At 64.3% G+C, this 23,845-nt stretch carries 17 protein-coding genes, 7 tRNA genes and 1 pseudogene; 8 read left to right on the top strand and 17 right to left on the bottom strand.

Annotated features, from left to right (window positions below):
• Positions 1-65 precede the first annotated feature (65 nt).
• The gene (locus ACIQ7H_RS15545; RefSeq protein WP_395793100.1) at positions 66-866 is read right to left on the bottom strand and encodes an alpha/beta fold hydrolase; all 801 of its coding nucleotides are present in this window, start codon (positions 864-866) and stop codon (positions 66-68) included.
• Here ACIQ7H_RS15545 and gloB point away from each other — a divergent pair.
• From gloB to ACIQ7H_RS15530, 3 genes are all read left to right on the top strand, one after another.
• Entirely contained in the window at positions 853-1,620 is a 768-nt protein-coding gene (gene gloB / locus ACIQ7H_RS15540) for a hydroxyacylglutathione hydrolase (RefSeq protein ID WP_395793098.1), read from the top strand. The genes ACIQ7H_RS15545 and gloB overlap by 14 nt on opposite strands.
• Positions 1,617-2,783 carry a transglycosylase SLT domain-containing protein gene (locus tag ACIQ7H_RS15535; protein WP_395793096.1) on the top strand — a complete coding sequence of 389 codons (1,167 nt, stop codon included), beginning with the start codon at positions 1,617-1,619 and terminating at the stop codon, positions 2,781-2,783. The genes gloB and ACIQ7H_RS15535 overlap by 4 nt, the downstream gene beginning before the upstream one ends.
• A 153-nt stretch (positions 2,784-2,936) precedes the next feature.
• Positions 2,937-3,725, top strand: a complete 789-nt coding sequence (locus tag ACIQ7H_RS15530; RefSeq protein ID WP_395793094.1) for an enoyl-ACP reductase — start codon at positions 2,937-2,939, stop codon at positions 3,723-3,725.
• Positions 3,726-3,830: 105 nt separating this feature from the next.
• Here ACIQ7H_RS15530 and ACIQ7H_RS15525 read toward each other — a convergent pair whose 3' ends face one another.
• From ACIQ7H_RS15525 to ACIQ7H_RS15465, 13 genes are all read right to left on the bottom strand, one after another.
• Positions 3,831-5,747: a SurA N-terminal domain-containing protein gene (locus tag ACIQ7H_RS15525; RefSeq protein WP_395793092.1), complete on the bottom strand. Its 1,917-nt coding sequence runs from the start codon at positions 5,745-5,747 to the stop codon at positions 3,831-3,833.
• Positions 5,748-5,833: 86 nt separating this feature from the next.
• A tRNA-Asp gene (locus ACIQ7H_RS15520) sits at positions 5,834-5,910 on the bottom strand.
• 85 nt (positions 5,911-5,995) lie between these two features.
• Positions 5,996-6,070 (bottom strand) — tRNA-Val (locus tag ACIQ7H_RS15515).
• 11 nt (positions 6,071-6,081) lie between these two features.
• Complete coding sequence (locus ACIQ7H_RS15510; protein WP_395793090.1) at positions 6,082-6,354, bottom strand: HU family DNA-binding protein; 273 nt, start codon at positions 6,352-6,354, stop codon at positions 6,082-6,084.
• Between the two features lie 221 nt (positions 6,355-6,575).
• Complete coding sequence (lon, locus tag ACIQ7H_RS15505; RefSeq protein ID WP_395793124.1) at positions 6,576-9,080, bottom strand: endopeptidase La; 2,505 nt, start codon at positions 9,078-9,080, stop codon at positions 6,576-6,578.
• Positions 9,081-9,377: 297 nt separating this feature from the next.
• The gene (gene clpX, locus ACIQ7H_RS15500; RefSeq protein WP_395793088.1) at positions 9,378-10,664 is read right to left on the bottom strand and encodes an ATP-dependent Clp protease ATP-binding subunit ClpX; all 1,287 of its coding nucleotides are present in this window, start codon (positions 10,662-10,664) and stop codon (positions 9,378-9,380) included.
• A 261-nt stretch (positions 10,665-10,925) separates the two neighbouring features.
• Complete coding sequence (gene clpP / locus ACIQ7H_RS15495; RefSeq protein ID WP_395793086.1) at positions 10,926-11,546, bottom strand: ATP-dependent Clp endopeptidase proteolytic subunit ClpP; 621 nt, start codon at positions 11,544-11,546, stop codon at positions 10,926-10,928.
• Between the two features lie 113 nt (positions 11,547-11,659).
• The gene (gene tig / locus ACIQ7H_RS15490) at positions 11,660-12,967 is read right to left on the bottom strand and encodes a trigger factor (protein ID WP_395793084.1); all 1,308 of its coding nucleotides are present in this window, start codon (positions 12,965-12,967) and stop codon (positions 11,660-11,662) included.
• A 127-nt stretch (positions 12,968-13,094) separates the two neighbouring features.
• A tRNA-Leu gene (locus tag ACIQ7H_RS15485) sits at positions 13,095-13,178 on the bottom strand.
• A 41-nt stretch (positions 13,179-13,219) separates the two neighbouring features.
• Positions 13,220-13,295, bottom strand: a tRNA-Lys gene (locus ACIQ7H_RS15480).
• A gap of 76 nt (positions 13,296-13,371) precedes the next feature.
• Positions 13,372-13,448: transfer RNA gene (locus tag ACIQ7H_RS15475), tRNA-His, on the bottom strand.
• A gap of 16 nt (positions 13,449-13,464) precedes the next feature.
• Positions 13,465-13,541, bottom strand: a tRNA-Arg gene (locus ACIQ7H_RS15470).
• 79 nt (positions 13,542-13,620) lie between these two features.
• A tRNA-Pro gene (locus ACIQ7H_RS15465) sits at positions 13,621-13,697 on the bottom strand.
• Positions 13,698-13,826: 129 nt separating this feature from the next.
• Between ACIQ7H_RS15465 and ACIQ7H_RS15460 the strand changes: the two genes are divergently transcribed.
• Together ACIQ7H_RS15460 and ACIQ7H_RS15455 are read left to right on the top strand one after the other, a co-directional pair.
• Complete coding sequence (locus ACIQ7H_RS15460; protein ID WP_395793082.1) at positions 13,827-14,675, top strand: AAA family ATPase; 849 nt, start codon at positions 13,827-13,829, stop codon at positions 14,673-14,675.
• Positions 14,676-14,679: 4 nt separating this feature from the next.
• On the top strand, positions 14,680-15,858 hold the full coding sequence (locus tag ACIQ7H_RS15455; protein WP_395793080.1) for a VWA domain-containing protein: 1,179 nt from the start codon (positions 14,680-14,682) through the stop codon (positions 15,856-15,858).
• Positions 15,859-16,003: 145 nt separating this feature from the next.
• Here ACIQ7H_RS15455 and ACIQ7H_RS15450 read toward each other — a convergent pair whose 3' ends face one another.
• The gene (locus ACIQ7H_RS15450; RefSeq protein ID WP_395793078.1) at positions 16,004-16,489 is read right to left on the bottom strand and encodes a TlpA family protein disulfide reductase; all 486 of its coding nucleotides are present in this window, start codon (positions 16,487-16,489) and stop codon (positions 16,004-16,006) included.
• Complete coding sequence (locus ACIQ7H_RS15445) at positions 16,486-17,775, bottom strand: YihY family inner membrane protein (protein ID WP_395793076.1); 1,290 nt, start codon at positions 17,773-17,775, stop codon at positions 16,486-16,488. The genes ACIQ7H_RS15450 and ACIQ7H_RS15445 overlap by 4 nt, the downstream gene beginning before the upstream one ends.
• 159 nt (positions 17,776-17,934) lie before the next feature.
• Between ACIQ7H_RS15445 and ACIQ7H_RS15440 the strand changes: the two genes are divergently transcribed.
• Both ACIQ7H_RS15440 and ACIQ7H_RS15435 read left to right on the top strand, forming a co-directional pair.
• On the top strand, positions 17,935-18,639 hold the full coding sequence (locus ACIQ7H_RS15440) for a TorF family putative porin (RefSeq protein WP_395793074.1): 705 nt from the start codon (positions 17,935-17,937) through the stop codon (positions 18,637-18,639).
• Positions 18,640-18,837: 198 nt separating this feature from the next.
• A complete protein-coding gene (locus ACIQ7H_RS15435) occupies positions 18,838-19,350 on the top strand; it encodes a hypothetical protein (protein WP_395793072.1) in 513 nt (170 codons plus the stop codon).
• 4 nt (positions 19,351-19,354) lie between these two features.
• Here the strand turns inward: ACIQ7H_RS15435 and hrpA are convergent, their stop codons facing one another.
• The gene (gene hrpA / locus ACIQ7H_RS15430) at positions 19,355-23,254 is read right to left on the bottom strand and encodes an ATP-dependent RNA helicase HrpA (protein WP_395793070.1); all 3,900 of its coding nucleotides are present in this window, start codon (positions 23,252-23,254) and stop codon (positions 19,355-19,357) included.
• A gap of 125 nt (positions 23,255-23,379) precedes the next feature.
• On the opposite strand from hrpA, the pseudogene ACIQ7H_RS15425 reads away from it, so the two are divergent.
• Positions 23,380-23,724 (top strand): annotated as a pseudogene (locus tag ACIQ7H_RS15425) (Dps family protein); the annotation flags it as partial.
• Positions 23,725-23,845 lie beyond the last annotated feature (121 nt).

Genomic DNA, 23,845 nt, shown 5'->3' with positions numbered 1-23,845 from the left:
GTTCTGAATTCAGCACCTAGCGTTCAGCCCACGGACACCCGCTGCGCGCCTTCGCCGTCCACCGCTCAGCCGTCAGAGCGAGTTCGACCCGTGTTGGGATCAAGTCCACGCAGCCATGCAAGGGTCTGTGCCACAGCGACAGCAGCCTCTGCACCCAGTACGGGCGCAACGTGCGAGCCTCGCAGCCACTGCAGTTGTGCGCTCCAATCCGCCGCGAGCCGGCGGACCCCGTCGGCCGGAATCTCGGCATCGGAATCCGAGCACAGCAACAGGCAGGGCATCAATGGTCGCGGCACGTCGATACCCTCGCCGACTTCCGCCAGCAGCTGCTGACCGCAGTCGCTCCAACGCCGAAACACCTGCAGCACATCCACGGGGTGCAGCTCAGATATCGCATCGCGAGTGCCGCCGACGCTCGCGCGCAAACCCCAGGGGCGATTGCCATGCATCACAACAGAACCCTGGCGCGGCTGAGCGGTTGCTGCGGGTATTGCGGGGTTCAGCAACACCAGTGCACGGGCCTGCAGCGTGTCCGCCATCGTCGCCGCCAGCAGCCCGCCAAGGCTCGCACCCACCAGCACGCAGCCTGACTTCAGTTGCAAGCGTCCGAGCAACTCGGTGCGCAGCCGTGGGAATGCCCTTGCATCAGCCAATGCGTCCGCAGCACAGCGCCGAGAAAAGTCCGGGACGTGGACTGCGCACCCCTGGGCCTGCAGCAATCGTACCCATCGACCCCACTCCCAGGCGCCTCCGCCGGCCCCGTGCAGCAGCACGAATTCGGCGGGCAACGTCGCATGCACCGCTGGGCGGCTTCTGCCAGACTCTGCGGCCGCCTCTGCCACCGCTCGCCACGTGCACTCACTCATCGCGCTGCCTGCCTTCAATGACAACTACATCTGGGTGCTGCGGGCTTCCGATGGAAGCGCCATTGTGATCGATCCGGGCGATGCTGAGCCCGTGCTGCAGCGACTCTCCGGCAGCTTTCGGCCAGTCGCCATTCTGATCACCCACCACCACGCTGATCACGTGGGGGGAGTCAGTCGGCTGCGAGAGGCACTCGGAATTCCATGCTTCGCGCCGGCGGATGAGCGCATCGGCGATGCGTGCACCCGGGTAGTCGATGGAGATTCGATCGCCATCGACGGCTGGGCAGATCGGATCCAGGTCTTGGAAACTCACGGACACACGCGTAGCCACGTCAGCTTTCTCGCCGACAACACGTTGTTCTGTGGCGATACATTGTTCAGCCTTGGCTGCGGGCGCCTGTTCGAGGGCAGTTCCTCAGACATGCACGCGTCTCTGCAGAGACTCGTCGCCCTGCCCGCGGCCACTCAAGTCTGCTGCGCGCACGAGTACACCCAATCCAACGGCCGCTTCGCGTTGACGGTGGAGCCCGACAACGTCGCGCTCCGGGCACGTTTGCGCGAAGTCGAAAAGCTGCGCGCGAGCGGAGCGCCCACCCTGCCCTCAACGATCGGCAGCGAACTCGACTGCAACCCGTTCCTGCGCGTCCACCTTCCGCAGATACGACGCGCAGCGGAAGCGTATGCGCAACAGTCCTTGCCCACGCCTGAGCGGGTCTTCTCGATGCTGCGGAGCTGGAAGGACAGTTTCCAATGAGCTGGCCAGCCACTTGCCAGCGCAGAGCACGCGCATTCTCCAGCATCGCCACGCTGCTCCTGCTGACTGCGTGCCAGATCCCGGTGAAGCCGGTCGCGATCCTACCGGAGGCCACGATCCAAACGCCGGCTGAGCAATTGATCAAGCCCACGATCGCGCCCAAGGAAGCGCCCGAGCCTGAACCGCTGCCGGTCGAACTCGACCTGTACGCGCGCCTGCAAGCGCAGTTGGGCGATGACCATTGTGACGACTCACCCGAACAACAGCGCTGGACCCAACTGTACGCCTCCCGTCCGGAACGGTTCGAACAGCGCATCGCACCGATGCTTCCACTGCTCGACTATGTTCTGGCACAGCTCGAGGACGCCGATCTGCCGGGAGAGTTCGCACTGATCCCGATCATCGAAAGCGACTATCGGCCGACCGCACGCTCTGCGCAGGGGCCTGCTGGTATGTGGCAGTTCACCGCCGACACCGCTCGACATTTCGGACTTGCAGTGAGCGGTGACCGTGATGAACGCTTGTCTGTGGTCGCCGCCACCGACGCCGCCGTCACCATGCTAAGCCAGCTTCATGGGAGTCACGGCGACTGGGTGCTTGCCGCGGCCGGGTACAACGCAGGGCCCTATCGAGTGCGCAAGCTGCTGGAGCGCAGCCCCGACACAGTGGCGGGGCAACTGCCGATCGGGCTGTCGCGAACGACCTACGATTACGTCGAAAAATTGCGCGCCTGGGCCTGCATGCTGAGCGCACCGGAGCGCTTTGGCATCGACCTGCCCGACCCCACATCGTTGACTCGCCTGACCCGCGTGCAGGCGCCGTCTCGGCTGCAGCGATTGCCACTGCTGAGTGAGGCCTCCGGCGTGAGCGCCGACGTGCTGCGCACTCTGAATCCGTTGCTGAGAACCACAGCACCGACGCGCAGCGACCGCGACCTGCTGCTGCCTGAGGACGCCGCGGCCGAGCTCTTGTCATTCGTCTCGCGCGTACAGAACGGTGAAGTGCCACTTCCAGAGCCGCGATTCCACACCGTCAAAGCAGGCGACACCTTGGGTGCGATCGCTCGCCGGGAGGGCGTTCTGCTGGCTGATCTGTTGCGTTGGAATGGCCTCACAACGAACTCAGTCCTTCGGATACGCCAGGTTCTGCGGCTGGAACCCTGAGTCTTGACCGTGCACACTTGCGCGGCTTCCAGGCCTTTGTTTCGGCCAACAAACTCGATTCGCCAGCGTATGGCAATCGCGCTTTTCGGATCCTTGGCGACGCGGCCCTGAATCGATGCCGCGATCGTGGATCAACACTTCACCGGAGGGACTATGGGATTCATGCAGGGCAAGCGCGCGTTGATCGTGGGCATCGCCAGTCACCGCTCAATCGCTTGGGGTATTGCCGAGGCCATGCACAAGCAGGGCGCTCAGTTGGCATTTACGTACCAGAACGAAAAGCTCCGCTCGCGGGTCGAAGAGGCCGCCGCCGAATTCGGCGGCGGGCCGGTCATCCAGTGCGATGTCGGCAGCGATGCCGAGATCGACAATGTCATGGCTGAAATCGGGCATCGCTGGGGCCATCTGGACGTGCTGGTGCACTCGGTCGGGTTCGCGCCTCGCGAGGCCTTGGACGGTGGCCTGCTCGACGGCCTGACCCGCGAGAATTTCCGGGTCGCGCACGACATCTCTTCCTACAGCTTGGCCGCACTGGCCAAAGCCGCGCGCCCTTTGATGCAGGGTCGCAACGGCAGCATCCTGACCCTGAGCTATCTGGGCGCAGAGCGCGCGCTGTCGAACTACAACGTGATGGGCTTGGCCAAGGCCAGCCTGGAGTCCTGTGTGCGCTACCTGGCACTCAACTTGGGCCCAGAAGGCACGCGGGTCAATGCTGTCTCCGCCGGCCCCATCAAAACACTGGCCGCATCCGGCGTGGGCAGCCTCCGCAAAATGCTGACCCATGTTGCGGAGTACGCGCCGTTGCGCCGCAACGTGAGCATCGAAGATGTCGGCAACGTCGCCGCCTTCCTGTGTTCCGACCTCGCTGCAGGGGTCACCGGCGAGGTGACTTATGTGGATTGCGGCTACAACGTGCTGGGCATGACCGGCATCGACGCCTGAGGCTGGATGGATCGACCGCTTGCTTCTGTCGGCGAACAAACCAAAGGAAAGGGCCCGCCAATGGCGGGCCCTTTCCTGTTTTTCGCTCTGGGTGTAGGCGGCCGACTACAGATCCTCTTCCGCCAGCGTGATCTCAGCGCGCTGTCGCAGCGCGGCTGCAAGCGCCTGGATTTCTGCAGTTCCAGTCGCATCAACCAGCAGGTTGCGCAGCGACTCGCGCTCTTCCTGGGGAACCTGAGCGGGATCCCCAGCAACCACCGAAGTCAGCTCGACGATCGCGAACCTACCACCACCGAGACTCAGCTGGGCAAGGGTTGGGGTTTCCGGTGACGCCGGGGCGGCGAGCTTGAATGCTTCGCGAACGACGAGCGGATTGAAGGTGAAAGCCGATCGGCCAGTGTCCTTGGCATCCTGCACTTCAAGCGTCCGACCCTCCGCAACGGCATCGAGAGTAGTGTCGCCCGAACGCACCGATGCCAGCACCGCCTCGGCCTCGGCCTTGGCCTGAGCTTCGAGCCGCTCTTCCGAAAGCCGCGCAAGAACCGTCGGTTTGACGATTTCGAAGGCTTGAATCTCCGAGGGCTTGCGCTCGCCCAGCCGGAGCGCTATCCGACGACCGCCGCCAAGATCAAGCATGTCGCTGACCAAGCCGTTCTCAAGAACGACAGGCGAGAATGCGGCCTCGCGAACCCGTTCGTCGGCAACGATCGGATCGACGCCACCACCTCGGGTGAACAGGCCGGTCCGCTTGATCTCGATCCCGAGCGTCTGAGCGGTCTGTTCCAGTGCAGTTGGATCTTTCAGCAGCAGATCCACCAGCTGTCCAGCGGATTCGGTCGCGACACGGTCACGCTCGGAAACCAGGTATTCGCGAAGGATTTCATCGCGCACCTCAGCAAACGGTTTGGCCACCTCAGCCCGCACCTCGCGGAGCTGGATCACGTGCCAGCCTTCAGCCGATCGGACGGGATCGCTGACCGTGCCGGACGACATCGAGAACAGCGCCTCCTCAAAGGCAGGATCGGTAAAGCCGCGCTCCAGCCAGCCCAAATCACCGCCCGAATTGCGCGAACCTGGATCCTGAGAGAGTTCGGCGGCGAGCGCACTGAAGTCAGCCCCCTCCGCTTGAGCACTGGCCGCAGCGGACTCAGCTTGCTCCAGCGCTTCACGCTCTGCGTCAGCGTCCGAGTTCGCCGGCAGCTGAATCAGGATGTGGCTCGCCAAACGCTGCTCGGGCTCCACGAAGCGACGGCCTGCCTGCGCGTAGCGCTCCTCAAGCACGGAGTCTTCAACATCCGCCGAGACCACGATCGTGCTGGGGTCGATTTCGACGTATTCGATGCTGACCTGCTCTTCGGCACGGTAGAGCTCGGCGTTTTCGTCGTAGCGCGCCTGGGCGTCGGCATCCGTAGGCGGTTCCGCAAGTTCGGGTGCCGGCAACTCCACAAAGCGGAAGCTGCGCTTCTGGTCGCGCAGTTTCAAGAAGTCGTCCAGATACTGGGTCGATGCGATGGCGCTGGTGGCCACGCCCAGCGGCAGATCGCGCGATTCGATATCGCGGGTCAACAGTTGCTCGAAGCCGGCGACCGTCAGCTGCTGCTGAGCCAGCCAATCCCGATACTGGATCGGGTTGAATTGCCCGTCCAGCTGGAAAACCGGAACGGCAAGGATCTCATCGCGGATGCGCGAGGCCGGCACGACGAGACCTAGGGTTGACGCGGCCTGACGGAACAGGGCTTCGTCGATCATCCGATCGAGCAGGGCTCGTCGGGCCTCGGGAGTGTCTTCGCGACGTCGCTCGTATGATTCGCCGAGTTCGGCTTCCCGCTGCCGAAGCTGGCTTTCCATGCGTCGGGTGAAATCGTCCCGGCTGATCTCGATCTCGCCGACTTTCGCAACGTAGTCCGCGATGGCGGGGTTGCGATAGTTCTCGATGCCGACGAATGCGAAGGGAATTGCGAGTGCGCCGACGATGAGGACAGCGACCCAACCAGTGGTTTTCTCACGCAGTGTCTGCAGCATGCGATATCGACCGTGCTCGGGTTGCGGGCGCGGGACGAACCGAGCCCGAAAAAAACAAGGGCGCCACGCGGGCGCCCTTGGAGAGATGGCGGAGTGGACGGGACTCGAACCCGCGACCCCCGGCGTGACAGGCCGGTATTCTAACCGACTGAACTACCACTCCGCGCTAAGCCCTGCATTGTGCTTGAAGACTTTGCCGTTGTCTACACCTAAGTGCGACAGCGATTTTCCAGTTGCTTGACCAACGATGGTGGGTGCTGAGGGTTTCGAACCCCCGACCCTCTCCGTGTAAAGGAGACGCTCTACCGCTGAGCTAAGCACCCGGGAGAGCTGACTAGCTTACACCGTCCTTGAATGCTTTGCCAGCCTTGAAGGTGGGTGTTTTGCTGGCCTTGATCTTGATGTTGTCACCCGTACGCGGATTGCGGCCTACGCGCGCGGCGCGCTTGCGCACCGAGAACGTGCCGAAGCCGATCAAGGCAACAGTGTCGCCCTTCTTCAAAGCCTTCTTGACGATCGCGACAAACGCTTCGAGTGCACGCCCAGAGTCCGCTTTCGACAGCTCAGCGAACTCTGCAATGGAACTGATCAATTCAGCCTTGTTCATAACTCTCATCACTCCCGACGACGGCGCGAACCGTCAGATATTCTTGCAGACCTCATGCGTCGCACGCCTTCAGGATGCGGCTGCACAGACCCGACCGTTGCCCCGACAGAACTGCCGAACGCCACCGATTTATACCAGCGAAAAAGCCAGCCGCGCAACACGAAAGTCTAGGTTCTACGCGGCCTACAGCGGCTTCCGACCTTGGTCCGCGCGTGCAGACATCAATGCGGCCGACGGGTCTTGTCCGAAACCCGGCTGCGGACGGCGCGTTTTGCCGACTTGGCCGCCTTTTGCGGCACACGTGCCGCGCGCTTGATCACCTTCGGCGGCGCAGCAACAGGTCGCTCCAGAGCGATATCCAGCACTTCGTCGATCCAGCGCACCGGTCGGATCTCAAGGCCATCGGTGACGTTGGCAGGTATGTCCGCCAGATCCTTGGCATTTTCATCGGGGATGATCACCGTGCGGATGCCACCGCGCAGCGCGGCCAGCAGCTTCTCCTTCAGCCCGCCAATGGGCAGCACCCGACCCCGCAAGGTTATCTCACCGGTCATTGCAACGTCCGAACGAATCGGCACGCGCGTCAACACGGACACCAGTGCGGTGCACATCGCGATCCCTGCGCTCGGGCCGTCCTTGGGCGTCGCACCCTCGGGCACGTGCACGTGGATGTCGAGCTTCTGATAGAACTCGGGGTCCAGCCCCAGACGATCAGCGCGCGAGCGCACCACGCTCTGCGCGGCCTTGATGGACTCCTGCATCACGTCGCCCAACTGGCCGGTGTGAATCAACACGCCCTTGCCGGGAACGACGGTCGCTTCAATCTGCAGCAGATCGCCACCGACTTCCGTCCATGCCAGCCCCGTAACCAAACCGATCTCGTTGTCCTTTTCGGCACGGCCGAAATCAAACCGACGTACGCCCAAGTAGTCATCGATGTTGGCTTCCGTCACCGCAACGCTGGCCTGCGCCGGGCGCAGTCTCGGCGGCGGACGTGACTTGGCGCTTCGGGCGGCCGGTTTGGCCGATTTGGCCGGCACCACAGGCGCCAGCGAAAGTGCCTTGACCACCTTGCGGCACACTTTGGAGATCTCGCGCTCAAGATTGCGCACGCCCGATTCGCGGGTGTAGTAGCGAACGATCGAGCGCACCGCCTCGGTATCAATCGACAGCTCGCTGGGCTTCAGCCCGTTGGCGCGGATCTGCTTCGGCAGCAGATAGCGGCTAGCGATGCTGAGTTTCTCTTCCTCGGTATAGCCGGGAATGCGGATCACTTCCATGCGATCCAGCAGCGGCCCCGGAATGTTCAACGAGTTAGCGGTCGCGACGAACATCACCTCGGACAGATCGAAGTCCGATTCGAGGTAGTGATCGGCGAACGCGTTGTTCTGCTCAGGGTCCAGCACTTCGAGCAGCGCTGAGCTAGGGTCGCCGCGAAAATCCATGCTCATCTTGTCGATCTCGTCGAGCACGAACAGCGGATTGCGGCTCTTCACCTTCGACAGGTTCTGAATGATGCGGCCCGGCATGGAGCCGATATAGGTGCGACGATGGCCGCGGATTTCGGCCTCGTCACGCACACCGCCCAAGCTCATGCGAACGAACTTGCGGTTGGTCGCCTTGGCGATGGACTGGCCGAGCGAGGTTTTGCCCACACCGGGAGGCCCGACCAGGCACAGGATCGGCGCCTTCATCGAGCGCACGCGCTGCTGCACGGCCAAGTACTCGAGAATTCGCTCCTTGACCTTCTCAAGACCGAAATGGTCGGCGTCAAGCACCTGCTGGGCGACCCGCAGATCACGCCGGACGCGGGTGCGCAGCTTCCACGGAGCGCCGACCATCCAGTCGATGTAGTTGCGCACCACCGTAGCTTCGGCGGACATCGGCGACATCTGCTTGAGCTTGTTGAGCTCGGCACGCGCCTTGGTCTCGACGGCCTTCGGCATGCCTGCTGCGGTGATCTTGCGGCTCAGCTCCTCGATCTCGTTCGGCGCATCGTCGAGTTCGCCCAGTTCCTTCTGGATCGCCTTCATCTGCTCGTTGAGGTAGTACTCGCGCTGGCTCTTCTCCATCTGCGACTTGACCCGACCGCGAATGCGCTTCTCGATCTGCTGCACGTCGATCTCGCCTTCCACCAGACCGATCAGCAGCTCCATGCGGCGCGGGATATCGAGCGTTTCCAGCAGGGTCTGCTTCTCGCCCAAGCGCACGCCCAAGTGGGCGGCAATGGTGTCGGCGAGACGGCACGGGTCGTCGATACCGCCCAAGGTCGAGAGCAGTTCCGGCGGAATCTTGCGGTTGGTCTTCACGTACTGCTCGAACAGGCCCATCAGCGACTGCTGAATCACGGTCAGTTCGCGCTCCTCGCGATCGCTGCTTGAGTCAACCACGAGCGCCGAGGCACGCAGCGCACCATTGATGTCCTCGATGCGCTCGATCTGCGCACGCGCAGTGCCCTCCACCAGCACCTTGACCGTGCCATCGGGCAGTTTCAGCAACTGCAGCACCTGCGCGAGGGTTCCGGTGGTGTAGAGGTCGACCGGCGCCGGGTCGTCAATATCGGCGGCTTTCTGGGCGAGCAACAGAATCTGCTTGTCGCCAGCCATCGCGGCATCCAGCGCGATCATGGATTTCTCCCGCCCGACAAAGAGCGGGATCACCATGTGTGGGTAGACCACGACATCGCGCAGCGGCAACACGGGCAGCTCAACGCGAACGGAAGCCATGGATTCGGTCATGGAATTCTCCTGGGTGGCGAAAGGCAAGTTTGCCGTTCCGCGCATGGGCTATCAGATGCGGCCAGCAGAGCAACACGCAAGAGGCAAAACTTCGCCTTTGCGAAGCAGACCCACGGTTTGCAGAGCCTGCGCGGTCAGCATGCAAGAACCGGGCGGCCAAAACATGAATACTGTGCGCCACAGGCGAAGATCGCACGAAAACCACCGTGCGGAGGCTGTACGAGGACTGGCAATACTGCGAACTGCGCTCTGCAGCAAGGCCGCAGAGCGCGTCGTGCAAGGTCCCTAATCAGCCGCGGCGGCTTTGGCCGCCGGGGCTGGGGTCTCGTAGATGACGAAGGGCTCGGACTGCGTATTGATCACGCTCTCGTCAACGACCACCTTCGAGACATTCTCCATCGACGGCAGCTCGAACATGATGTCCAGCAGGACCTGCTCAAGGATCGTCCGAAGACCACGCGCACCGGTCTTGCGACTGAGCGCCTTCTTGGCCACGGCAACCAGCGCATCCGGACGGAACTCCAGATCGACGCCTTCCAGATCGAACAAGCGCTTGAACTGCTTGGTGATGGCGTTCTTCGGCTCGGTGAGGATGCGCACCAGCGCAGCCTCGTCGAGCTCCTCCAGCGTCGCCATGACCGGCAAGCGACCGACGAATTCCGGGATCAGCCCGAACTTGATCAGGTCTTCTGGCTCAACCTCTGCGAGCAGGCGACCGACGTTGGCCTTCTGCTCCTTGCTGCGCACGCTCGCGCCAAAGCCGATGCCGGAACTGTCGAGCGAGCGCTGCTGGATGATTTTCTCGAGCCCAGCAAAGGCACCGCCGCAGATGAAGAGAATATTGCGCGTGTCGACCTGCAGGAACTCCTGCTGAGGATGCTTGCGCCCACCCTGCGGCGGCACGGAGGCGACGGTGCCCTCGATCAGCTTCAGCAGCGCCTGCTGCACGCCCTCGCCGGACACGTCGCGGGTAATCGAGGGGTTCTCGGATTTGCGCGAGATCTTGTCGATCTCGTCGATGTAGACGATACCGGTCTGCGCTTTCTCGACGTCATAGTCGCACTTCTGCAGCAGCTTTTGAATGATGTTCTCGACGTCCTCACCGACGTAACCCGCTTCGGTCAGGGTGGTGGCATCGGCGATGGTGAACGGTACGTTCAACAGCCGCGCGAGGGTTTCGGCCAGCAGAGTTTTGCCGGAACCGGTCGGGCCTACGAGCAGGATGTTGGACTTCGACAGTTCGACTTCGTCGTTGCGGCTTCGGCTCTCGACGCGCTTGTAGTGGTTGTACACCGCCACCGCCAACGTGCGCTTGGCGCGGAACTGACCTACCACGTACTGATCAAGCGCTTCGAGGATCTCGCGCGGCTTCGGCAGATGGCTGCGCTTGGACGCACTCTTCTCTTCAAGCTCCTCACGGATGATGTCGTTGCACAGCTCAACGCATTCATCGCAGATGAACACACTCGGGCCCGCGATCAGCTTGCGCACTTCATGCTGGCTCTTGCCGCAGAAGGAGCAGTAAAGGATCTTTCCGCCTTCGCCGGTTCTGCCCTGTCGCTCGTCGCTCATTCTTCTGTCATCCCGATGGACCTGGAGAGTGCGCATGGCTCGGCAGATTCGCCGAGAGCCGGCGGGCGCCCATCGATGCGCCCACCAAGTGCAGCAATTTCAATATGTTAAGCAGGCCACTACGATCGAGGGATGCCTCGAATCCGCGAACCGCCAAGTTCGGCGGAGGATACCACAGGGGGCGGAGAGGCCCGCCCACTGCGGTTGCACACGGCAGAAGCTGCCGCAACGGTCGGGATGCAAGAACCCGGCCGATCCCTATCAGCCGGCCTTGATCGAATCGGCGGGGCGGCGCTCAAGAACCGCGTCGATCAAGCCGTAGTCGCGCGCCTGGGTGGCCGACTGGAAATTGTCGCGATCGGTGTCGCGGGCGATCTGCTCAACCGCCTGGCCGGTGTGGTGGGCCAGGATGTGGTTCAGGCGATCGCGGATCGACAGGATTTCGCGCGTATGAATCTCGATGTCGCTGGCCTGACCCTGATAGCCGCCCAGCGGCTGGTGGATCATCACCCGCGAATGCGGCAGCGCGTAACGCTTGCCAGCCTTGCCCGCTGCCAGCAGCAGCGCGCCCATGCTCGCCGCTTGACCGATGCACATGGTGCTTACGTCCGGCTTGATGTATTGCATGGTGTCGTAGATCGCCATGCCTGCGGTGACCACACCGCCCGGGCTGTTGATGTACAGATGAATGTCCTTCTCCGGGTTCTCCGACTCAAGGAACAACAGCTGCGCCACCACCACGTTGGCCATGTGGTCATCGATGGGGCCCACCAGAAATATCACCCGCTCCTTCAGCAGGCGGCTGTAGATGTCATAGGCGCGCTCGCCGCGGCTGGTCTGTTCGACCACCATCGGCACCAGGTTCAGATTGGTGATGCTCATCAGGCTGCGTCCTTTTCGTGTCGCTCAGGTTCAGGGGAAATCAGCGTAGCCGAAAACGAAACGGCCGCCAGCGATTGACGCGGCGGCCGTCGTGAACAAGCTCTCCTAAGGAATCAGGAGGCTGCCATCGGACGCATCACTTCCTGGAAGTCCAGCTTCTGCTCCGTCAGGTCCGCGTGATCAGCGATCCAATCGATGACTTGATCTTCGATTACACGGCTCTGCAGACCCTGCATGAGCTGGGGTTCGCGACGGTAAAGTTCAACCACCTCCTGCGGATCTTCGTAGGTGGAGGCGATCAGGTTGAGGGTTTCGATCACGCGCGAGGTATCCAAGCGGAGATCGTTCTGGCGCGCGAGCTCGCCCAGCAACAGCGCGGCGGCAACGCGGCGCTTGGCCACTTCGGTAAACGCTGCCGGATTGGCAGCGCCGGCGGGCCCACCCTGCTGCTGCGCCTGCTGATCAGCCTGGCGTGCCAGCGAAACGGCTTCAGACTCGATCATGCGCGAGGGCAGCTCCAGATCGGCGTGCGCGGCCAGGAGCTTTTCAACCACATCGGACTTCAACCGCGCCATCAAGGCACCCTTCAGCTCACGCTCAAGATTGGCGCGCACTTCCTTGTGGAACGTTGCCACGTCGCCCGCATCGACGCCGAAGCTGCGGATAAAGTCGGCATCGATCGCAGGCAAGGATGCCTCGGAGACGCGCACCGCCTTGATATGCATCTGAACCGTCTTGCCAGCAAGCGCCGCCACGCGGTAGCCCTGCGGGAAGTCGACTTCGACATCGGATTCCTGGCCTGCGGCGAGACCGATCAGCTTTTCCTCAAGCGCCGGCAGGATCGCGGAGGAGCCGATAATGGTGCCGGCACGCTCGACACCTTCGGCCGGAATGCGGCCGGTGTCGGCTTGGCCGACCGACTCGAACATCACCATGTCGCCCGCCTGCGCCGCGCGCTCGACCGGGTTCCAGCTGCGGCGCTGCAGACGCAGCGTGTCAATCATGCGCTCCACGTCGGCCTCTTCAACCGCGGCGATGGGGCGCTGGATCTTCAGCCCGGACACATCGATCTGGCTGATCTCGGGCATCACTTCAAAGGTGGCGATGAAAGCGACTTCGCCGTCTTCGCCGGTCGAGGTTGCTTCAATCGACGGCGCCACCGCCGGCCGCAGGTTCTCCTGCTGGACCGCATCGGTGAAGCCCTGGCGGATGACTTCGCCCAAGGCCTCGGAGCGCACCTGTGCGCCGAAACGCTGCTCGATCACACGCGGCGGCACCTTGCCCGGGCGGAAGCCGTGGATGCGCACGCTACGGCCCAGATCGCGCAGACGTGCCGCAACCTGCGACTGCAGGCCTTCCGCAGGAAGGCGGACGGTGAGCTTGCGCTCGAGCTTGCCGACGTTTTCAACCGAAACTTGCATGACGACTCCTGAAATGGACATGGGCGCCCGCACGAGCGCGGCTCCGACACGGAACCGACTCACGCGAACGCCCGCTAGGCTGGAACAGGCCGGATCAGCCACATCTGCATGCTCGAAGCCCCGGCGATGGTGCGAAAGGAGAGACTCGAACTCTCACGGGATTCCCACTGGAACCTAAATCCAGCGCGTCTACCAATTCCGCCACTTTCGCTGAATTCGCCAGGGTGTCCGCGCGTACGGAGAAGATGAAGGTGGTGGGCCGTCTAGGACTTGAACCTAGAACCTACGGATTAAGAGTCCGCTGCTCTACCAATTGAGCTAACGGCCCGACCTGGACTGTGACCGCGGCCGGCGCCCCGTGGGGCCCGGCCGCGGCGGACGCGCATTGTGCCGCATCCTGGTGCTGGGGTGGAAGACGGGATTCGAACCCGCGACATCTGGAATCACAATCCAGTGCTCTAACCGACTGAGCTACATCCACCATTGATCTTTGCTGCTGGCGCGCCTGGCAGGAATCGAACCTGCAACCGCCGGCTTAGAAGGCCGGTGCTCTATCCGATTGAGCTACAGGCGCTTGCAATCGGTGAGCCCGCAGGATCTTCAGCTGGCAGCAGGGCCGACGCCACCCAACCATCCAACCGCGAACGGCGGCGTGGTCGGGGTAGAGGGATTCGAACCCCCGACCTTCTGCTCCCAAAGCAGACGCACTACCAAGCTGTGCTATACCCCGGGCTCTGCAGCAGCGGGCATCGAACTTGCGAGCGATGCCTCAAGCCGCGGAAGCATAATCGCGAGCGGGCGACGCGTCAAATCCCGCGCGGCGAATCCATTCCCCGAACTTCGAGCAAGAGCCCAATCCATGCGCTTTGATGGTTCCTCCCGCTACATCGCTACGCCCGAACTCAAGCAGGCGGTGAACGCCGCGATCACCCTGCAGCGCCCGCTGCTGATCAAGGGCGAGCCCGGCACCGGCAAGACCCTGCTGGCGGAAGAATTGGCCGAAAGCCTCGGCGCTCCCCTGATCAGCTGGCACGTGAAGTCGACCACGCGGGCGATCCACGGCCTGTACGAGTACGACGCGGTCAGCCGTTTGCGCGACTCGCAGTTGGGCGTGGCCGGTGTTGAGGAAGTGCGCAACTACATCCGCCCGGGCAAGCTGTGGGAGGCCTTCACCCATCCGCAGCGCTGCGTGCTGCTGATCGACGAGATCGACAAGGCCGACATCGAGTTCCCGAACGATCTGCTGCAGGAGCTCGACCGCATGGAGTTTTTCGTGCACGAGACCGGCGAGACCATCCGAGCGCAGCAGCGGCCGATCATCCTGATCACCTCCAACAACGAGAAGGAACTGCCGGACGCGTTCCTGCGCCGCTGCTTCTTCCACTACATCGCCTTCCCTGATCGCGAAACGCTCAAGCGCATCGTCGATGTGCACTTTCCGAAAATCTCGGCGGTGCTGGTGCGCGAAGCGCTGGAGGTGTTCTTCCAGCTGCGCGAGGTGCCGGGCCTGAAGAAGCGGCCCTCGACCTCGGAGTTGATCGACTGGATCAAGCTGCTGTTGGCCGATGAGGTGCCGGAATCGGTGCTGCGCGAGCGCGACCCGCGCCGTGCGATTCCGCCGCTGGCGGGCGCCTTGGTGAAGAACGAGCAGGACGTGCAGTTGCTGGAGCGGCTGGCCTTCATGACCCGCCGCGGATCGCAGGGCTAGGCCGATGCTGATCGGTCTGTTCGAACGTCTGCGCGGCGCCGGTGTGCCGGTCAGCCTGCGTGAGCTGCTGGATCTGCACGCGGCGCTGGCCCAGGGCCTGGCCTTCGCTGACATCGAGGCCTTTCATGGGTTGGCGCGCGCGCTGCTGGTCAAGGATGAACGCCACTTCGACCGCTTTGACCGCAGCTTCGGCCAATGGCTGGCCGGCCAGTCCAGCATCGAGGACGGCTTTCGCGCAGAGGTGCCGCCAGAGTGGCTGCGGCGCGCGCTGCAGCGCGAACTCAGCGCTGAGGAAAAGGCACTGATCGAGTCGCTGGGAGGCCTCGACAAACTGCTGGAAGCCTTCCGCGAACGCATGACCGAACAGAAGGAACACCACAGCGGCGGCAACCGCTGGATCGGCACCGGCGGCAGCAGCCCGTTTGGCGCGCACGGCTATCACCCGGAAGGCATTCGGTTGGGATCGCAGTCGGCGGGCCATCGGCGCGCGTTGAAGGTGTGGGAGCAGCGCCAGTTCCGCGACATCGACGACAGCGTCGAACTCAATACCCGCAGCATCAAGCTGGCGCTGCGCCGGTTACGTCGCTTTGCCCGCGAGGGCGCGGCCAGCGAATTGGATCTGGACGCCACCCTGGCAGGCACCGCGCGCAACGCCGGTCTGCTGGACATCCGCATGCGCCCGGAGCGGCACAACGCGGTCAAGGTATTGCTGCTGCTCGACGTGGGCGGCTCGATGGACCCGCATGTTCGAGTCTGCGAGGAACTGTTCTCGGCCTGTCGCACCGAGTTCAAGCACCTGGAGCACTTCTACTTCCACAACTGCGTGTATGAATCGGTCTGGCGCAGCAATCAGCGCCGCCGCAGCAACAGCACGCCGACCCTGGAGCTGATCCACCGCTACGGGCCGGACTGGCGGGTGGTGCTGGTCGGCGATGCCGCGATGGCGCCTTACGAGGTCAGCCATGTGCACGGCAGCGTCGAGCACAACAACGCCGAGCCGGGCGCCGCGTGGCTGCAGCGGCTGTTCGGGCACTTCCGGCGAATCGCGTGGATCAACCCGCTGCCCGAGTCCGAATGGGCCTACACGCTGTCGGTCAAACTGATCCGCGACCTGACCGAATCCCGCATGTACCCGATGAGCCTGCGCGGGCTGGATGAGGCGATCCGGGGCTTGAGTCGGTGAAACGGGGGCTCGGGATCAAGGACTGAACCTGCTTGATCCCTGCGGCTCGCAGGCTGCATCTCCCAGGCTGCAGTTCAGGTTGCTGGCGAGCACCCTTCAAGCCGCCGGCTGTGAGTCCCCAATCCCGACTCCCGAATCCCGCCACTCAATCCATCCGCGCTTCAATCTCCGCTCGCGTCACCGGCCCCAGCCAACGATGCGCGACCTGGCCTTCGGGGTCGATCAGATAGGTCATCGGCAGGCCGCGCGGAACATCGAATGCGGTCGGTGGCGCGTAGACATCGACGATCGCGATCGGATAGCGGACCGGGCGCTCCTGCAGGAACGCCCGCATGTCGGCGGCTTCGATTTCCTCGAAGGCCAGCCCCAGGACTTCCACGTCTTCGCGCTCGCGATGCAGCGCATCGAGCTCGGGCATTTCCTTGCGACAGGGCGCACACCAGGTCGCCCAGTAGTTCACGACCACGTAGGAGCCGCGCTTGGCGGCGAGGTCAAACGGACCGTGGTCGAGAGTTTCGACGCTCAGCTCGACAGCCGCGGTCGCATCGACGGCGATTGCTGGCTCGGCCGCGCTGGCCAGGGCGGGCGTCAATGTCAGGCACAGGATGAGCTTCGCTAGCAGGTGATTCACGCGGGGGTTTCCGTGGGCGGTGCGGTGGGAGCTGCAGTCTCGCGCAGCCAGTGCGATAGCGGTGCATCCATGCCGCTGCGCAGCTGCTCCGCAAGTTCCGCCAAACGCACTCCGATGAGCCGCCCGGCGTCGTCCTGCAGCAGCTCCGCCGGAAGGTTCTCGAGCGGAAGGCGCAGCTTCGCGCCGCGGTAGATCTCGACCACGCTCATTTGGTCCAAGTCGCGCACCAGCAGCCAGCCACCCGCCTCGCCGCGGCTGACCACCCGCAGTGCCGTCAGCCGCTCCAGCAGATGCATCAGCGCGTCGTCGGACAACGACGGTTCCAGGCGACGCAGCTCGTCGATTTCGACCCCCTGTCCGCGCACCTGCGCTTCGGCAAAGCGCGCCAGCAGCCGCAGCATGCCGAGCAGCTCCAGACCCTCCGGCAGTCGGCGCTCGCTGGGCATGTAGCGGAATGCGCTGAGCGCGGCTGCAAGCGTGGCGCCGAGCAGGACCGCAATCCAGCTCAGGTACACCCACAGCAGAAAGATCGGTATCACCGCCAGTGCGCCGTAGATCTGCTCGTAGGTCGGAACCTGTCGCAGATACAAGCTCAGGCCCGACTTGGCCAGTTCAAACAACACGGCTGCCAACAGCCCTCCAGCCAGAGCATCGCGCCAGCGCACCGCGCGGTTCGGCACGATCAGGTAAGCGCAGGTGAAACCGGCCAAAACCAGCAAGAAGGGCGTGGTCTTCAACAGCGGGCCGGCACCCAAGGCCCCGCCTGCCAACAGGGGCATCGAGAACAGGTACGAGGACAACGCAAGGCTGACCACCACCAGGATCGGCCCCAGGGTCAAGGCCGCCCAATACATCAGGAAACGCGCCAGCGGGCCGCGGCCGGTCGGCACCCGCCAGATGCGATTAAAGGTGTCCTCAATGCCCTTCATCAGCAGCAGGGCCACCACCAGCAAGCCGATGACGCCGGCCAGGGTCATCTTGGATGCGCTATCGGCCGAATCACGCACATAGGTTTCGACCGTGCGCGCCGCCGCCGGCACGAAGTTGCTGAACAGAAAGGCCGTCAGCTGATCACTCCAGGCCTCGAACACCGGAAAGGTGGAGATCACCCCGAACACAGCCGCCGCGAACGGCACCATCGCGAACACCGTGGCGTAGGCCAGGCCGCTGGCGGTCTCGAAGCAGCGGTCCTCGACGAATCGACGGCCCAGAAACACCGCGAACGCGCGCAGGCGGCGGCGGTCGGTCAGCTGCTGCAAGAGGGAGGTCAACTCAAAGCGATTCATCGCAAAAGCCTAGCAGGCCCACGCAAGCAGGACTTGCGCGACGGCGATCACGCTTGCGACCCTCCGGCCGCATCGGGGCCAGCAAGTTGCAGATTCCATGCTGCAGTGCGATAAACCGGCCTGAAGCCCCCCGATACCCAAAAACAAGAGAAAGCCGATATGCAGACTCGACTCGCACGTTCTATCCGGGGTGCCCTCGGCGCCCTCGCACTTTCACTGCTGGCCACCGGCGCTGCGTCGGCAGGCGAGTTCGCGGGCAACGTCACCGTGGTCTCGGACTACGTGTTTCGCGGAGTTTCCCAGAGCGACGAAGATCCGGCCGTGCAGGCCGGCCTGACCTACACGTTCGATTCGGGCATCTACCTTGGCACCTGGGCCTCGCAGGTCGATTTCGGTTCCGAGACCGACTTCGAGGTCGACCTGTTCGCCGGCTACGGGTTCGCGCTGAGCGACACCGTGGCCGCCGACATCCAGGTGCTGCGCTACGTCTACCCCGATGAGGGCGGCTTGAACTACTACGAGCTGATCGGCAGCCTGACCTTCAACGAAGCGCTGACTGCCAAGTTCGGGTATTCCGATGACATCTACAACAGCGGCCGCGACGGCTACTACTTCGGCGCCGCCTACGACTTCGGTCTGCCGAACGAGTTCTCCCTGAGCCCCTCGATCGGCTACTCCAGCTTCGGTAGTGGCGTGCTCGACGACGGCAGCACCGACTACATGGACTGGGGCCTCGCCCTGTCGCGTGACTTCGGCCCGATCAGCACCACGCTGGCCTACACCGATACCAACAGCAAAGGCGAGGATCTGTTCGGAGATCTGGCCAAGTCGCGCGTCTACCTGAGCGTCGGCTACGGCTTCTGATCTTCGATCCAGCGTCTGCACACGAATGACGGCCGGGGGCGAGCGCTTCCGGCCGTCTGCATTTGGATCAGCGCTCAGCTCCAGATCGACTGAATGCGCGGTCAGCATGCAGCCCAGCGTGGGGCCCGCAGGGCTGGCGGGCGTGTGTCCGACTGCATAGACTCGCAGGCCACCCGCCCACCAGCGAACCGAATGCCCATGCGCGCAGCCTGCTTCCGTCTCACGCGATCACTGAGCCTCGCCCTCGCCCTCGCTGCTGCCGGCAGCGCGCAGGCGCAGAGCTTCTCCACCCTTGAAGAGCGCATGAGCGAGCGCGAATTCACCAGCGCTGGCTTGAACAAGCTCAGCGCCGAGGAGCTGGCCTATCTGAATGCCTGGCTGGCGCAGAAGGCATCAGTGGGCGTCAGCTCGGGCACCCAGCAGTCAACGCCGGCCGGGCAGTCGCCCGCCGATCGCGTCGGCCTTCCGCCTGAACGAGTCGAAGGCAGCGATCAAGTCACCAGCCGCCTGCTCGGCAGCTTCCGCGGATGGACGGGCAACACCGAATTCCGGCTTGAAAACGGCCAAGTCTGGCAGCAGACCGGCGGCGGCAACCTGAGCGGTGTCAGCCTCGAATCGCCCGAGGTGTTCATCGAGAAGAGCATGTTCGGTGCGTGGTATCTGCGGGTCGAGGGCTACAACACCCGCGCCAAGGTCAAGCGCCTGCGCTGATCGATCAGCTGGCGCGCGCTGCTTCCAGCAGCCGCGCCAGCCGCTTTGGCGACACCGTTTCGCGTGTGCCCAGTTCCTGCGCGAACAGCGACACCCGCAGTTCTTCCAGCGCCCAGCGCAGCGCCTGCCAGTGCGGGCCGCGTGATTTCTCGCCCGCCTGTGCCAGCGCCTCGCTGAACTGCAACAGCTCCAGCATCCGCGCCTGATCGCGCACCGGGTCCTGCCGTAGGCGCTCGCCGCGCAACCGCATCGCTTTCAGATAGCGCGGCAGCTCGGTCAGGCGCTCGTAGGGCGTATCGCGCAGAAAGCCGGGATGGATCAGGCCACGTAGCTGCGCGCGCAAGTCTTCATAGCTGGCGGTGCCGAGCCCCATCAGCTTCTGCTCAAGCTGAGGGATCAGCTCAGCGTAGCTGGCGACGATTTTCTCGGTCAGCTCCAACCGGCGCATCGCCTCGGCGAACAGATCGCGGCCGATCTGGGCGCTGAGCGCATCGAACTCGGCGCGGCTGCGAATCTGCGCCGGGCGCTCGCCGGCCAGCGCGTTCAGCGCCGCATCGACCAGGTCCTCGCGCAGCCGCTCGCTGCTCTCGATCGCCGCGTACATCAGCCCGGTCTTGGGTGACAGCGGCAGCTGCTTGCGCGCCTGCTTGAGCTTGTCGGACAGGGCGCGCCGCAGCAGTGCGCGGACGCCAGCCGGATGCGCGGCCTGGGCCTGCTCGCGATCGGCATAGACCCGGATCAGCACCGCATCGCCTTCGGCACTCAGCGCCGGAAACGCCGGCACACTGGCCGCGCCGCGAATCTGCTCGGCCACCCCGGCTTCGGGAAACGCATCGACCGCCTGACCATCGAGCTTCCTGCCGGCCTCGGCCGCGAACGCCGCCTGCGCGCGTGCACCGTGGCGTGACTTGAGATCCGCCAGATCGCGCGACTCCTCCAGAATCCGCTCGCCCTCGGACAAGCGCAGGTTGAAGCGCAGGTGGGCCGGCACGGCGGACTCGTTCCACTCGGTGATCGCCACCTCGACGCCGGTGGTCCGCTTCAAGAACTCGCCCAAGGCCTGCCCGACCGGGCGGTCGTAGGCGAGCGCACCCGACTCGACGAAGGCGCGGGCGAACTCGGGCACCGGCACGAAGTTGCGCCGCAGCGCTTTCGGCAGCGCGCGCAGCAGTTCGGCAACCTTTTCCTCCAGCAAGCCCGGCACCAGCCACGACAGCCGCAGCGGGTCGAGCGCGTTCAGCAGATGCAGGGGCAGATGCAGGGTGACGCCATCGTCCGGCGCGTTCGGCTCGAACCGATAGCTGAGGCGCAAGTTCACATCGCCGAGCCGCAGGCTGGCCGGGAAACGCGCCACGTCGGCTTCGTCCTGCGGGATCAGATCAGGCAGCGCCCACTCCAGCGCCGCGCGCTGCTCCGGCGTCAGCCGCTTGTACCAGGCCTCCAGACCCTGCGCGGTGTTGATGTCCTCCGGCAAGCGCTTGCCGTACCAGGCGGCCTGCGCGTCGGCGTCGATGACGATGCCGACTCGACGCAGCTTGGCCTCCTCTTCCAGCGCCTGCAGCAGCGCCTTCTGATTGCGCTCCAGCAGCGGAATGCGCAGGTTGACCTCACCGGGCACCAGGCCTTCGCTGATGAAGATCTCGCGCGCATGCCGAGCGTCGATGCTGGCGTAGCTGATCGGCCGTTTCGGCGCCAGCACCAGCCCATGCAGGCTGATCTGTTCGGAGGCGATCACGCGGCCCTGGCTGCGCGACCAGTGCGGGTCGAAGTGCTTGCGCGCCAGCAGATGGTCGGCGACATCGATCACCCACTCGGGCTCGATGCTGGCGTTGATCATGCCGTAGACCTTCTGGGTCTCCATCACCACCGCTGACACCACCCACGGTGGCGGCTTGCGCGCCAGGTTCGAGCCCGGGAACAGTGCGAACTTGCGCTGCCGCGGCGCCTCGAACGGGCCCTTCTCGACCCGCTTGCCGATCTGGCTCGGAATGCCGGTGAGGATCGCCTTGTGCAGCTGCGGATAGTCGGCCGGCTGGCTTGCCGGTTCGATGCCGAGCTCGGCGCAGTTCAGCAGCAGCTGGCGGTGCAGCTCACGCCATTCGCGCATGCGCAGAAAATTCAGGAAATGCTTGCCGCACCAGTCGCGCAGGCGATTGGCGGTGAACTCCTCGTGCGCGGCCTGATAGGCGTCCCACAGTTTGAGCAGGCCGACGAACTCCGAGCGCGGATCGGCGAACAGCGCATGCGCGTTGTCGGCCGCCTCACGCGCTTCGCCGGGGCGCTCGCGCGGGTCCTGAATGCTCAGGAACGCGGCGATTGTGATCAGCTCGCGCGCGCAGCCGAAGTCTTTGGACGCCATCAGCATCCGCGCCAGCTTGGGGTCCACCGGCAGCCGCGCCATCTGGCGGCCCAGCGCACTGATCTGGCGATTGTCGGCCACCGCGCCGAGTTCGATCAGCTGTTGCCAGCCATCGCGCACCGAGCGCTCGTCAGGCGCATCGATGAACGGGAAATCGTCGATCCGGCCCAGGCCCAGCGCCAGCATGCGCAGGATCACCCCGGCCAGCGACGAACGCAGGATTTCCGGGTCGGTGTAGGCCGGCCGGGTCTGGAAATCGGTGTCCGCGTACAGCCGATAGCACACGCCTGGCGCGGTGCGGCCGCAGCGGCCGGCGCGCTGATTGGCGCTGGCCTGGCTGATCGGTTCGATCTGCAGGCGATCGAGCTTCTGCCGCGGACTGTAGCGCTTCACTCGCGCCTGGCCGGGGTCGATCACGTAGCGGATCCGCGGCACCGTCAGCGAGGTTTCAGCGACATTGGTGGTCAGCACGATGCGCCGCTGCGGGCCGGGGTTGAACACGCGATCCTGGTCGCGCGCCGACAGCCGCGCATACAGCGGCAGCACCACGGTTTCGCGATAGTTGCGCCGCGACAGCAGCAGATGGGTTTCGCGGATCTCACGCTCGCCGGGCAGGAACACCAGCACGTCGCCGCGCGGGTCCTCGCGATTGATCTCGTCCATCGCCGCGGCAATGCCCTCCGGCACGGTGCCACCGCCTTCGTCACGGCTCAGCAGCTCCAGCGGCCGATAGCGGGTTTCGACCGGAAAGCTGCGGCCTTCCACGCTGATCACCGGCGCACCCTCGAAGTGCTTGGCGAAACGGCTGGTGTCGATGGTGGCCGAGGTCACGATCAGCTTCAGATCACGCCGCCGGCGCAGCAGATCCTTCAGATAGCCAAGCAGAAAATCGATATTGAGGCTGCGCTCGTGCGCCTCGTCGATGATCAGGGTGTCGTAGGCAGAGAGCATGCGGTCCGACTGGATCTCGGCCAGCAGAATGCCGTCGGTCATGAACTTGATGAAGGTCTGCGCGCCGATCTGCTCGTTGAAGCGCACCTGGAAACCCACCGCGCCGCCAAGCTCGGTGCCGAGTTCTTCGGCCACTCTTCGTGCCACCGAGCGGGCCGCGATCCGGCGCGGCTGAGTGCAGCCGATCATCCCGCTGACACCGCGGCCGGCGGCCAGACACAGCTTCGGCAACTGGGTGGTCTTGCCGGAGCCGGTCTCACCGGCGATCACCACCACCTGGTGCTTCTGGATGGCGGCGAGAATGGCCTCGGACTCGCGCGCGATCGGCAGCTCGGTGTCGAAGCTCGGCTTGGGCAGGGCCTGCGCGCGCAGCTCGCGCGCCGCCAGCGATATCGTCAACGCCTGCTCGAAGGCATCACGCCGGCTTGCATTCGCCGGCTCGCGCTCCCAATTCGACAGCAGCTGACGCAAACGCCGCTGATCACGCGACATCGCCCGCGCAAGCTGCCCGCGCGCCTTGCCGAGCGCGCGCTGGGCCGCAGACGCGGCAGCATCGTGCGGCGCAGTCTGCGTATTGGCGGGGTCGCTGCTCACGGTGGATCCTGCGCAAGGCCTCGCAACGAGGGGGCCGCATTCTACCGGCTCAGCGCCACGGGCCACGCTGAACATCGCTGCGACGAACGCAGCTCTTCTCCCTGCACCCTGGAGGTTTCATGAAGATCGATATCGGCATCAGCGACAAGCAGCGCAAGAAGGTGGCCGACGGCCTGGCGCATTTTCTGGCCGACAGCTACACGCTGTATCTGAAGACCCACAACTACCACTGGAACGTCACCGGGCCGATGTTCAACAGCCTGCACCTGATGTTCCAGACCCAGTACACGGAAGCGTGGACCGCGCTCGACGAGATCGCCGAACGGATCCGCGCACTCGGGTTCTCGGCGCCGGGCTCGTACACCCAGTTCGCCAAGCTCAGCAGCATCGAGGAACAGGGCGGCGACAGCGTGCCGGACTGGAAGACCATGGTCGAACAGCTCGTGCTCGGCAATGAAGCCGTCTGTAAGCGTCCGCCCACCTCACCTACCTTCCTTACCTGATTCTCCCGACCGTCTCCGGTTTCCCCAACGGAGGACCGGTCGATGGCGTGTTCGGAGGCGTGGCGGTGGCGGGCGCATGTGCGCTCGC

The organism is Aquimonas sp. (genome assembly GCF_044377145.1).
Lineage (GTDB): Bacteria > Pseudomonadota > Gammaproteobacteria > Xanthomonadales > Xanthomonadaceae > Aquimonas.
The sequence above is the reverse complement of the archived record's forward strand: the minus strand, read 5'-3'. Positions and strand labels throughout refer to the sequence as shown.

What these genes read in the sequence shown, in the direction of transcription:
- lon (WP_395793124.1), bottom strand. Translation starts at nt 9,080, where the DNA reads ATGGCTTCCGTTCGCGTTGAGCTGCCCGTGTTGCCGCTGCGCGATGTC.
- ACIQ7H_RS15445 (WP_395793076.1), bottom strand. Translation starts at nt 17,775, where the DNA reads ATGAATCGCTTTGAGTTGACCTCCCTCTTGCAGCAGCTGACCGACCGC.
- tig (WP_395793084.1), bottom strand. Translation starts at nt 12,967, where the DNA reads ATGCAAGTTTCGGTTGAAAACGTCGGCAAGCTCGAGCGCAAGCTCACC.
- ACIQ7H_RS15460 (WP_395793082.1), top strand. Translation starts at nt 13,827, where the DNA reads ATGCGCTTTGATGGTTCCTCCCGCTACATCGCTACGCCCGAACTCAAG.
- ACIQ7H_RS15455 (WP_395793080.1), top strand. Translation starts at nt 14,680, where the DNA reads ATGCTGATCGGTCTGTTCGAACGTCTGCGCGGCGCCGGTGTGCCGGTC.
- clpX (WP_395793088.1), bottom strand. Translation starts at nt 10,664, where the DNA reads ATGAGCGACGAGCGACAGGGCAGAACCGGCGAAGGCGGAAAGATCCTT.
- ACIQ7H_RS15545 (WP_395793100.1), bottom strand. Translation starts at nt 866, where the DNA reads ATGAGTGAGTGCACGTGGCGAGCGGTGGCAGAGGCGGCCGCAGAGTCT.
- ACIQ7H_RS15530 (WP_395793094.1), top strand. Translation starts at nt 2,937, where the DNA reads ATGGGATTCATGCAGGGCAAGCGCGCGTTGATCGTGGGCATCGCCAGT.
- ACIQ7H_RS15510 (WP_395793090.1), bottom strand. Translation starts at nt 6,354, where the DNA reads ATGAACAAGGCTGAATTGATCAGTTCCATTGCAGAGTTCGCTGAGCTG.
- ACIQ7H_RS15440 (WP_395793074.1), top strand. Translation starts at nt 17,935, where the DNA reads ATGCAGACTCGACTCGCACGTTCTATCCGGGGTGCCCTCGGCGCCCTC.
- ACIQ7H_RS15525 (WP_395793092.1), bottom strand. Translation starts at nt 5,747, where the DNA reads ATGCTGCAGACACTGCGTGAGAAAACCACTGGTTGGGTCGCTGTCCTC.
- ACIQ7H_RS15435 (WP_395793072.1), top strand. Translation starts at nt 18,838, where the DNA reads ATGCGCGCAGCCTGCTTCCGTCTCACGCGATCACTGAGCCTCGCCCTC.
- clpP (WP_395793086.1), bottom strand. Translation starts at nt 11,546, where the DNA reads ATGAGCATCACCAATCTGAACCTGGTGCCGATGGTGGTCGAACAGACC.
- ACIQ7H_RS15535 (WP_395793096.1), top strand. Translation starts at nt 1,617, where the DNA reads ATGAGCTGGCCAGCCACTTGCCAGCGCAGAGCACGCGCATTCTCCAGC.